14 protein-coding genes are annotated in these 8,998 nt (G+C 56.6%); 10 read left to right on the forward strand and 4 right to left on the reverse strand.

The window, feature by feature from the left end; genetic code table 11:
• The first annotated feature begins 10 nt into the window (after positions 1 to 10).
• Genes AB4Y76_RS19390 through AB4Y76_RS19420 form a run of 7 tightly spaced genes read left to right on the forward strand, consistent with a single transcriptional unit; the run spans position 11 to position 5,080 of the window.
• Positions 11 to 952 carry a hypothetical protein gene (locus tag AB4Y76_RS19390; protein ID WP_441928307.1) on the forward strand — a complete coding sequence of 314 codons (942 nt, stop codon included), beginning with the start codon at positions 11 to 13 and terminating at the stop codon, positions 950 to 952.
• A complete protein-coding gene (locus AB4Y76_RS19395) occupies positions 952 to 2,913 on the forward strand; it encodes a hypothetical protein (protein WP_441928308.1) in 1,962 nt (653 codons plus the stop codon). The genes AB4Y76_RS19390 and AB4Y76_RS19395 overlap by 1 nt, the downstream gene beginning before the upstream one ends.
• A complete protein-coding gene (locus AB4Y76_RS19400) occupies positions 2,910 to 3,254 on the forward strand; it encodes a hypothetical protein (protein WP_441928310.1) in 345 nt (114 codons plus the stop codon). The genes AB4Y76_RS19395 and AB4Y76_RS19400 overlap by 4 nt, the downstream gene beginning before the upstream one ends.
• Complete coding sequence (locus AB4Y76_RS19405; RefSeq protein ID WP_441928311.1) at positions 3,254 to 3,736, forward strand: hypothetical protein; 483 nt, start codon at positions 3,254 to 3,256, stop codon at positions 3,734 to 3,736. The genes AB4Y76_RS19400 and AB4Y76_RS19405 overlap by 1 nt, the downstream gene beginning before the upstream one ends.
• An 8-nt stretch (positions 3,737 to 3,744) precedes the next feature.
• Positions 3,745 to 4,170 carry a hypothetical protein gene (locus AB4Y76_RS19410; protein ID WP_441928312.1) on the forward strand — a complete coding sequence of 142 codons (426 nt, stop codon included), beginning with the start codon at positions 3,745 to 3,747 and terminating at the stop codon, positions 4,168 to 4,170.
• A complete protein-coding gene (locus tag AB4Y76_RS19415; protein ID WP_441928313.1) occupies positions 4,167 to 4,604 on the forward strand; it encodes a D-Ala-D-Ala carboxypeptidase family metallohydrolase in 438 nt (145 codons plus the stop codon). Before AB4Y76_RS19410 ends, AB4Y76_RS19415 begins: the two co-directional genes overlap by 4 nt.
• Complete coding sequence (locus AB4Y76_RS19420; RefSeq protein ID WP_441928315.1) at positions 4,601 to 5,080, forward strand: hypothetical protein; 480 nt, start codon at positions 4,601 to 4,603, stop codon at positions 5,078 to 5,080. Before AB4Y76_RS19415 ends, AB4Y76_RS19420 begins: the two co-directional genes overlap by 4 nt.
• Positions 5,081 to 5,092: 12 nt before the next feature.
• Here AB4Y76_RS19420 and AB4Y76_RS19425 read toward each other — a convergent pair whose 3' ends face one another.
• On the reverse strand, positions 5,093 to 5,362 hold the full coding sequence (locus AB4Y76_RS19425; protein ID WP_441928316.1) for a hypothetical protein: 270 nt from the start codon (positions 5,360 to 5,362) through the stop codon (positions 5,093 to 5,095).
• A 507-nt stretch (positions 5,363 to 5,869) separates the two neighbouring features.
• Here AB4Y76_RS19425 and AB4Y76_RS19430 point away from each other — a divergent pair.
• Positions 5,870 to 6,067: a hypothetical protein gene (locus AB4Y76_RS19430; RefSeq protein ID WP_441928318.1), complete on the forward strand. Its 198-nt coding sequence runs from the start codon at positions 5,870 to 5,872 to the stop codon at positions 6,065 to 6,067.
• Positions 6,064 to 6,765: a Fic family protein gene (locus AB4Y76_RS19435; RefSeq protein WP_441928320.1), complete on the forward strand. Its 702-nt coding sequence runs from the start codon at positions 6,064 to 6,066 to the stop codon at positions 6,763 to 6,765. Before AB4Y76_RS19430 ends, AB4Y76_RS19435 begins: the two co-directional genes overlap by 4 nt.
• 21 nt (positions 6,766 to 6,786) lie before the next feature.
• Here the strand turns inward: AB4Y76_RS19435 and AB4Y76_RS19440 are convergent, their stop codons facing one another.
• Both AB4Y76_RS19440 and AB4Y76_RS19445 read right to left on the reverse strand, forming a co-directional pair.
• Entirely contained in the window at positions 6,787 to 7,785 is a 999-nt protein-coding gene (locus tag AB4Y76_RS19440) for a tyrosine-type recombinase/integrase (protein WP_441928322.1), read from the reverse strand.
• A 37-nt stretch (positions 7,786 to 7,822) separates the two neighbouring features.
• Complete coding sequence (locus AB4Y76_RS19445) at positions 7,823 to 8,056, reverse strand: DUF4224 domain-containing protein (RefSeq protein ID WP_441928324.1); 234 nt, start codon at positions 8,054 to 8,056, stop codon at positions 7,823 to 7,825.
• Positions 8,057 to 8,136: 80 nt separating this feature from the next.
• Between AB4Y76_RS19445 and AB4Y76_RS19450 the strand changes: the two genes are divergently transcribed.
• Positions 8,137 to 8,472, forward strand: coding sequence for a hypothetical protein (locus tag AB4Y76_RS19450; protein WP_441928326.1), 336 nt, complete (start codon positions 8,137 to 8,139; stop codon positions 8,470 to 8,472).
• Positions 8,473 to 8,477: 5 nt separating this feature from the next.
• Here the strand turns inward: AB4Y76_RS19450 and AB4Y76_RS19455 are convergent.
• Positions 8,478 to 8,998, reverse strand: a 521-nt coding sequence (locus tag AB4Y76_RS19455; RefSeq protein ID WP_441928328.1) for a hypothetical protein, incomplete at its 5' end; no start/stop codon positions are given.

Raw genomic sequence — 8,998 nt, forward strand, 5'->3', positions numbered from 1 at the left:
GAACCCAAGTATGACTTTGCGCGTTATCCGGCCAGCCTTCGCAAACGTGGAGGCTGTATTTCCAAAACTTGTTTCGTCGGATTTTGTGGAGACGTTTGATGGCGCGCTGTGGAGCAATGCCGTTGCATACGCGGTAGGGCAGCGCGCCTATGTTTCAGGGAGCGTGCACAAACTTTATGAGTGCCTGGTCGCGAATACGAACCAGAATCCGCCGAGCACTATTGCGGGTGCTACGACAGGAACAATTTACTGGGCTGAGGTGACCTATACGAACCCCTACCGGATGTTCGATACGGTCAATTCCAGTGTGAGCACTGCGACTGGGCCATCCGCAAAATCCGTTGTTTTCGATCCGGGACGCATCAACTCCATCTTCATCGGAAATATCGATGGGGTGACCAGCATCGATGTAGCCGTGTCGCAGGGAGCAACTACGGTATATAGCCGCACCGTAAGTCTCGCATCATCCAATGTCGTGGATTGGTATGACTACTGGTTCGAACCGATCCTGATGCAGAACTCCATGGCCTTGTTCGACCTTCCGCCGATTGGTGTCGCGAGGGTGACGCTGACGTTTCACGGCGGCGGGACGATGACGGTAGGGACGGTTCAGTGCGGATTGTCACGCGAGATGGGCGAAGTCCAATGGCAACCGAGCGTCCGGCATCTGGACTTCTCCACCTACAAGCAGGACACGTTCGGCAACATCAAGATCACGCCGCGTGTTCCAGCGCTGGTGGTGCAAGCAAAGGTCTTTGTGCCTCGCCTCAATGGCTCGTTTGACGATGTGAACCGGCAGATGGCCGATTTGACTGGCCAGATTGTCACCTGGTCGTTCCAGGGCGACAAGTACCCATCCATGAACATACTTGGCTTCAAAAATGACTTCGATCACGTGCTCGATTCGTCGGCGGGGTCCTTCTTCAATCTTAAAGTGCAAGGGCTGATTTGATGACCTACCCATTGACCCCCGTTACCGCCTTTACGGGCCTGACCAAGCCATCGCGCACCGATCCGGCTACTTTCCCCGATCGGGCTGATGCCTGGGTAGACGCTGAAGGCAATGCACAGGACCAGTTCAATGTGTTAGCCGGGCAGGTGAACGCGATGGCAGGTGGCGCAAACACGGATGCAGGGGCTGCCAGTGCAAGCGCGGCGGCCGCAGCGGCATCGGTTACGGCGGCAGCAGCACAAGTCGCATTGGCACAGGCGGCAGCGAACGCGGCCTCGTCCACCGCGAATGCGCTGCCTTTCAATGCTGCCACGAACTATGCCCAATATGGGGCGGCGCTCTCTTTGCTGAATCTTCGGACCTATCGTCGCAACACCGCAGGCAGCAGTCCGACCGATCCCGCTATCGATCCGACTAATTGGTCACCAGCCGTCCCTGGTACCACGCTGATTACTGCAACAGGTACATTGGCGGAGAATCATTATATTTACAGCGCCGATGTGTCGGTAACGATGCCAGATTTCTCGGTGGCGAAGCAGTTTTCGTTGACCACGCCGAGCAACCTCCCGACGCTCACCAACAACCCGACCACTTCGGATGGGTGGACGGTTAATCTCGGATTCTCAGCCGGGTCAACCAAGACAGCGGCACCATTGGCGTTCGGGTCACCTCACGGGTGGTGGGGAAGTCTGACTATGACGCCGCCTCTCAACGGGACATCGGCGGCGGTCGGCTCTGGATCGTTGTCGGTCATAGCGTCTGTTGCGCTGTCGGCAACCTGCCATGTCTATGTGCTGCTTGAGTCTGTCACGCCAGGGATGTATGCGATCGCGGTCGATCCTACGACCGGATTGTGGGGCGCTCCAGTAACGCTTGCCGCAACTAGCGGATCGGGCTGGATTTATGCGGTCTCTTCCACGTCGTTCGTTTACGTGGGGGCAGGCGGACAGTTCGCCCGAGCTGGAAGCCTCTCTGGAACAACCATCACCCTGGGAGCAAGCCAAGCGCTTAGCGCGAACCCGACTGACGCGCCAATACAGCTTACGGCAACGACATATCTGGTATCGGTCGGTGCCGCGACAAACAACCTGTTTGTTCTATCCGTGAGTGGCACGACTATTTCACTCGGTACGGCAGTCACAGCGCAGTCAGCAGCAAATGCCGGCGTTCGGCTGGCGCCGATATCGCCAACAGCTGCGATCATTGCGTATGCCACGGCTGGAACTTCGCCTACTTCGCTCACTGCACGAGTAGTTTCTATTAGCGGCACCACGTTGACGCTCAACACTGCGGCTGTGTCGGCAACGAGCGTAATTCAGGGTAACACAAGCCCATTTGCAAGCTTGTTTACCGTGTCGGCTGGCGCGAGTTACATCTTCTGCGCCACGAATAGCACGAGCTCAAGTGATGGTAGTTGGTACGGCATTACGGTGTCAGGAACAACCGTCACGATCGGCACTGTATCAGTGCAAACCAGTGTTCTCTGGACCCGCTATCAGCGTTCCACCTTCATCTATCGCCATGGGACGATCGGTGCTGGCGGATCGAACTGGCTCTACGGCGCACTGGTCAACAGCACCACTGTATTGGGTTTGCTGGGTACTGGCGGATCGCTGATAGCGGTGTCCATCTCTGGTACGACGCTGACGTTTGGCGCAGTGTTTTCCTCTGGCTCGCCGCAGGGAATTCTGACCGATATCACAACTGGACTGAACCTATATTCAACGGGAACGGCAACCTATTCCAAGTTGTCGATTACAGGAACAACTATCTCGACTGCGTACACCTTGGCGTCCCAAGCGCTTGCGGTGTTTTCCGACTCATTATCGGACAAGGCAGTCAATTATGGCGGCACCTGGTACAGCTGGTCTGGCGTGCCAGCACTGTTCTTCCCGATCAGCACCACCAAATTCGCGAACGTTTCCTCCAACGTACTACGCTCTTATGGGAATTACTCATGACCGATGAAATAATTTATCCGGTAGGCTACGTCGATCCTTCGACGCTGCCGCGCCATATCACGAAGCTGGCGTTTCGCAATCGCTTTACCCAGGCTGAAAAAGTAGCCATAGAGATGGCTGCTCTAGATGATCCATCAGCCTCTCTGCCAGCGCGCCAGCAGTCCGCTGCGATCCGTGCGAGCCTGGCGGATTCAGCGGCGGCCAGTTACATTGACTTGAACCGCACGGATACCCGTGCTGGCGTGCAAGCGTTGGAGGACGGAGGCATTCTCGCCATGGGTCGCGCGCAGGAGATTCTAGACGCAGCGATCGCAGACGAAGAAAGGCCAAAGGGACCGTAATGGCCTTCCGCGCTTGCTTCTACAAGGGGGTGCACGCAGGCCTCCCTGGCATCTATAACCGTGTAGTGCAGTGGTGGACCAATTCCATTTATTCGCACATGGAGCTTCAGTTCTCCGATGGTTTATCCGCCTCCGCCTCATACATGGACGGTGGGGTAAGGTTCAAGCAAATCAACTACACCACGGACACCAACTGGGACTTTATTGATCTCCCTGAATGGATGGAGCCGGACGCCCGCAAGTATTTCGAAGATCGCGTCGGCTGGGGCTATGACCTGTTTGGCAATCTACATTTCGTGTGGTCGCCGATTCGTGGCGCGGTGCGCAAGATCTTTTGCTCCGAAGGCGGCGTAGAGGCGTGCGGCGTGGCAGTTGGTCAAGGCTTCCGCTTCAGCCCGGCGGACGCATTCGCCATGCTTTCCAGTCGCATGCTCGTCCAGTGCGGTCCCACTTTCGTCAATGTCCAATTCACCAAACCATGAAAGCAAATATGGCAATCGAAACTGCCGGCGTCGGAGCCGGGATCAAAATTTTTGGGCTACCCGTCTTGGCCGGCTCGGCGGCGGTGGCGCTGACGTTCCTGTTCATGTGGCCGAACAGTCGTCGCGAAGCATTCGTGCGCTTCCTGTCTACGATCCTGACATCGGCCATTCTCGGGCCGGTGCTGGTGATCGCGTTGCATGCTTGGTGGCCGACGCTATTTACGTCCGCGAAGGAAATGGCCGTGATGTATGGCATCGATCAGGCTCTCGGCATGCTGTTTGTTTCCGCGCCGATCATGGTTTTAGCAGGGTTGCCAGCGTGGTGGGTACTGGGAGCCATTGTGCTGTGGCTTGAGAAGCGCCGCGGCAAGGATATCGGCGAAATGGCGGAGGATGCAGCCGCGGTCGTCAAAAACGTGCGGAGCGGGCTATGAACCTCTCGGAACACTTCACTCTCGAAGAGATGGTCGCCTCGCAAATTGCGACGCGCCGCCGCCTGGATAATCGCCCAGGTCCACAGGAGCTGGCCAACCTGAAACGCGTGTGTGTGGTACTTGAGGAGGTGCGAGCACTCGTTGGGGCGCCGGTCACCGTCTCCAGCGGCTTCCGCTCGAAAGCGGTCAACCAGGCTGTGGGCGGCGCCGCGAACAGCGCACACTTGCTGGGATTGGCCGCCGACATCAATGTGCCGGGCATGGCCCCGAAGGCGCTGGCCAAGATGATCCTGGCCAGCAATATCCTGTTCGACCAGCTGATCTATGAAGGCACTTGGGTGCACATCGGCCTGTCGGAAGACAAGCCGCGCCGCGAGGTGCTGACGGCGAACTTCAATCCTGGCGGTGTGGTCTATTCGCGGGGGATTGCATGATGTTCATGGCTACGTTGTCACGTTACAAGCTGGTCGCCGAGATCATCGTCTTCGGCGCACTCGCAATCGGCGTTGTTTGGGGTATCCACGAATTTCTCGAACATGAGCGCGAGATCGGCCGCGCGGAAGTGCGCAAAGAGTGGAAAGAGCAGGAAGTTGCCGCAAAAGAGGCAAGCCGAATCCGCGAGACCGAATTACTCAAGCAACGCGACGACGCTGTCGCAAAAAGGGATGAACGTGAAATCACTATCCGCAATCTGGCCGCTGGCTCTAGCGCTGCTTCTCTCAGCCTGCGCGACACCCTCAACGCCATCAATACCGGCGTGCCCACGGCCACCATCGAAACCCTCCGTCAGTCAACCGCAACCCTCAGTACCGTACTCAACGAGTGCCAAGCAAGATATCGAGGACTGGCAGAAAAGGCTGATCGCCACGCCAATGACGCAAAAACCTTAGATGACGCTTGGCCGCAATGAAGTGCGTGCGGGTTAGCCTCCAGGGCGCTCGATATCAACCCTGATCGCATCAAACTCCCTGATGCATGCCAACTCATCCAATTCACGCCGCATCGCGTCGCCAATGATGCCGGGACCACCTCCAAGCGGCCCTACAGCCCGCAAGAACTGGTCTGCACGTAAAGCGACCGCGCGGAGCCTCGCGATTTCCCACAACAGCAGCGGAATGTCAGCGGCGTCGCGACGTGCTTTGATCTCACTCAGTTCGGTGCGAGTGAGGGATGGCTTGAAGGTTTGGCTCATGGTAGTTTTACTGTATGTATGCACAGTATATCTTCCGTAAAGGGTTGCGCCAAGGGCCGCGCACCGGCAGTGCCGACAGATACGGAAGCCAAGTCGATATTGAACGGCGATATGTCTCATGACATGTACTATTGAAAGTTGCCTGTCTCAATCAAATCAACGGGTTACAGAGCTTCAGTGGCCTGATCTATAGTACACATAGATGTACATAACCATTTGATTTCTTTGGCTTTTGTGTCTCAGAAGAGTACCGGTTCATAGCCTATCGGGGGTTCGAATCCCCCTCTCTCCGCCAAGGATACATAAGGGCTACTTTCAAGTAGCCCTTTGCATTTGTACTATTGATCCCATTTGTACTATTGATTCTTGTTTCCTACACGAATCCTTGTTGATTAAATTGTTAGCACGTGTTAACTTAACGCGAGCTGTTCGCCCTGGCGCTTGGCGCCGATAAGCCGGATAGGCTAACGAATGTGAATGCAAGGCATGCCTTGCTAGGAGATCGCGATGGACAACGTACTTATCAAAACGAGCCCGAATTTACTCGCAGCCATGCAGCGCGCAATCCACCACAAACCTACAGAAGACGAGCTGCGGAAACAAAAGATCTCGTTCATCTACGGGTCACTCGACAAGAACAGTGAGCTGCCTCGTGAAAGCATTCAAGTCGTATTGGATCAACACGAGGGACGTACTGGGAAATGATCCTTTTCGAGCTGACTGGGACGGAGAATGATCCACTGTACCAAGCGCTCGAAGTATCTAATGGCGCGCGTCAGTACGATTTTCTGCGCTCGATCGTTTCCATAGTAATCGGCGCTGAACGCCGGTTTCTGTCTCAACACATAATAAAAGCGCTCAACTTCCAAGCGATCACATGCCTGCATACCAATCCCGGCGAATACCGGCCATGTCCGGTGCGCGTTGGGAATGGAAGTGAGGACGATTTCCTCCCGCCTCAGCATTACCAAGTTCAGGCACTTATGGATGACTTCGTCAATCTGGTCAACAGCCAGTGGACGGGTGGTGATCCGGTGGGTCTAGCCGCATACACATTATGGCGCTTGAACTACATTCATCCGTTCATCAATGGCAATGGTAGGACAGCTAGGGCCGCGTGTTACTTTGTTTTGTGTGTAAAGGCCGGAGACTGGCTTCCAGGCGAGACTATCTTGCCCGAATTGATCAGGCTTTACCGAGATGAATACGTGCAAGCACTAAAAGCGGTGGACAATTCGCTCAAAGCCGGCGCGTTGGATTTGACCCCGCTCCACAACTACTTAGCTGAACTGCTGGCCATACAACTGAAGTCCGCAGGGATTGACATCGGCGCGGCGGCGCGCGGACCAGATAATCACGGGGCTGTCCCGGATTTGCCCGCGTTGCCGCCACCAGGCGCTTAATGAAAAGAGCGAACCTATTAACTACCTCAGTGGTTTGACTCGCTCAGCCTTCCGCCGGTAAACGCGCTGTGTGATAGCGCTGTTTGCGTGAGAAAGCAGCTGCTGGGCATGCTCCAGGCTCTCGGCGTCACTGCCGCACTTAGCCCTGATATCGTGCTCCGTGAACCGCTCTCTGACCTCGGTTTCTGCGATTACGCGCTGCGCGAATCCTCGCCACATCGATTCCCAACCGCCGGCGCGGCCAGTCTCTTCATCGAAATAACATTCGCCATCCCTATTACAAAAAAGATATTTCGCCAGTTTCACGGGGCGGGCTGCCTTGGCGCTGGCCACGGCCGAACGCAGTTCATCGGTCCAGTCGATGATGATGCTCTTGCCGGTCGTGTTGGCGGTCTTGCGCGGCGTGACATGGATGCCGTCATCCTGCAGATCGCTCATGGTCAGGCGCAGCAAGTCGCCGCGGCGCAGGCCGGTGAGCAGGGCGATGCGGATGTACGCCTGGACCGCCAGCACGCTGCCGGCCTTGCGCTTCGATTCCAGGGACAGGCATTCCACGATTTCCCAATCTTCGATGTAGCGTGTCCGGGCTTTCTCTGATTTCAGTCGCACCTCGCCCTTGAAAGGGTGGCGATCAATGTAACCCCACTCGACGGCTTTCGTCAGCGCATGCGACAGGACTTCGACTTCGCGGTGCGCGGCCGTCTTGGCCTTGCTCTTGTCGACATACTGGTAGACGTGGCGAGGCTTGATATCATTCAGGCCCATGGCTCCGAAGATTGCGCGTAGCCGCTTCATTGCGGTGCGGTTGTGGTTTTGTGTTGTGACCGCCTTAGTTGGGATGACCTGGAGGGTGTACCGGTCTAAGAGCTGGCCAATATTCCGCGCGTCGTCGGTCACCTTGATGCGTTCGGCCCACTCGGCGTATGCCGCTGGCAATGTGGCGCCGAGGCGAAATAGCTTCTTGTCGTCCCAGGCAGATTCCTGCCCAGGCGGTACCTGATAATAGTACGCACCATGCACATGCCGCCACCTGGCTGGCAGGCCTTGATTCTCTGGCTTACGAGCGCGCGGCATCCAATGCACCCCAATTCGGTTCAGACGATTGCTTCTTCCGGGACGTAGTAGCGCCCACACCCAGCACCTGTTCCACGTGCGCGCGGAGCACAGCCAGGCTGCCATCCGGGCGCGCGCGATGCTCGATCCCCATGGATCTCAGCACCTTCGCTTGCGCGGCCCGCTGAATTCGATCAGTGAGCTCCCGCACTTCGTCCGAGTCAAGAAACATCTTCATAATTCATTCTCCTACAAACTTGTCTTGCTGTGTCTCTACTGTTGAGTGGTGGTACGATTGGACGCCAACAAGGAGACAACATGCGTATCAACTTTTTCGCTCGCCCTGTGGGCAGTGGCCTGCTCGATGTGACAGTGCTTGGTTCCGTTGCCCATGTAACTGTCTGGACTGGTGAGCCGGCCGAAGCATCCGAGCAAAAATATTTTCTTCAGTTCCGCGATGGTGTCTGGCCAGAAGGTATGGAAGACGTCGTCAAATGCGACGACGCGGCGCGCGTCGCAATTGAGCACAGGCTCAAGCTTTCCGGAGTGTCGATTGAGCCGGTCTACTTGGTGTGCGACCATGACACTGACCGCTTTATCGGAACGATCCAGCACCTTGCCGCGCCAATGACGACCCCGCTGGATGATGAATAGGCGATTCACGCTGCGACCTCGGCCGCGCAGCGCATACCCCGCTGCCACCACTCAAACGCGGTCATCACCTGCGCCGCACGCCAATTCAGGCATTCACCTTCAGGCATGCGGGTAAGCTTGCGATAGAGTGCTTCGAAGGTGGGGCGGCCGTTGCAGCTTTCCTGCGCCGGTGCTGAAGCGAAAAGGCGATGCAGATCGACCAACACATCCTCTGCCTGTGGCGCAGATGGAGCGGCTGTGAGCATGGCATTCCATACGCTCGGCGGGCAATCGTCGTTGCCGGTGCTGCGGAGGATTGCCTTCACCGCTGCGATATGCATGGCCTCGGTGATCGTCACCGGCACCAGCTTCCAGCCTTCCTGTACTGCGCTTGCCTTCGGTGCCAAGAGTAGCATCAGGTGATTCATCTCGTTCAGCGTGAAGGTGTAGAACTTCTCGTCCTTGCCGGTGCGTTCCAATTCAGCGTTGTCTTCGCGCACTTGCTGACGTACGCGGTCAATCCACTCCTGAACATCCAGCACGGTAG

This window comes from Marmoricola sp. RAF53, from assembly GCF_052114005.1.
Lineage (GTDB): Bacteria > Actinomycetota > Actinomycetes > Propionibacteriales > Nocardioidaceae > Marmoricola.

Bases quoted from the DNA above. Each gene is read 5' to 3' on its own strand.
- AB4Y76_RS19390 (WP_441928307.1), top strand. From the start codon at position 11: ATGACTTTGCGCGTTATCCGGCCAGCCTTCGCAAACGTGGAGGCTGTA.
- AB4Y76_RS19395 (WP_441928308.1), top strand. From the start codon at position 952: ATGACCTACCCATTGACCCCCGTTACCGCCTTTACGGGCCTGACCAAG.
- AB4Y76_RS19400 (WP_441928310.1), top strand. From the start codon at position 2,910: ATGACCGATGAAATAATTTATCCGGTAGGCTACGTCGATCCTTCGACG.
- AB4Y76_RS19405 (WP_441928311.1), top strand. From the start codon at position 3,254: ATGGCCTTCCGCGCTTGCTTCTACAAGGGGGTGCACGCAGGCCTCCCT.
- AB4Y76_RS19410 (WP_441928312.1), top strand. From the start codon at position 3,745: ATGGCAATCGAAACTGCCGGCGTCGGAGCCGGGATCAAAATTTTTGGG.
- AB4Y76_RS19415 (WP_441928313.1), top strand. From the start codon at position 4,167: ATGAACCTCTCGGAACACTTCACTCTCGAAGAGATGGTCGCCTCGCAA.
- AB4Y76_RS19420 (WP_441928315.1), top strand. From the start codon at position 4,601: ATGATGTTCATGGCTACGTTGTCACGTTACAAGCTGGTCGCCGAGATC.
- AB4Y76_RS19425 (WP_441928316.1), bottom strand. From the start codon at position 5,362: ATGAGCCAAACCTTCAAGCCATCCCTCACTCGCACCGAACTGAGTGAG.
- AB4Y76_RS19430 (WP_441928318.1), top strand. From the start codon at position 5,870: ATGGACAACGTACTTATCAAAACGAGCCCGAATTTACTCGCAGCCATG.
- AB4Y76_RS19435 (WP_441928320.1), top strand. From the start codon at position 6,064: ATGATCCTTTTCGAGCTGACTGGGACGGAGAATGATCCACTGTACCAA.
- AB4Y76_RS19445 (WP_441928324.1), bottom strand. From the start codon at position 8,056: ATGAAGATGTTTCTTGACTCGGACGAAGTGCGGGAGCTCACTGATCGA.
- AB4Y76_RS19450 (WP_441928326.1), top strand. From the start codon at position 8,137: ATGCGTATCAACTTTTTCGCTCGCCCTGTGGGCAGTGGCCTGCTCGAT.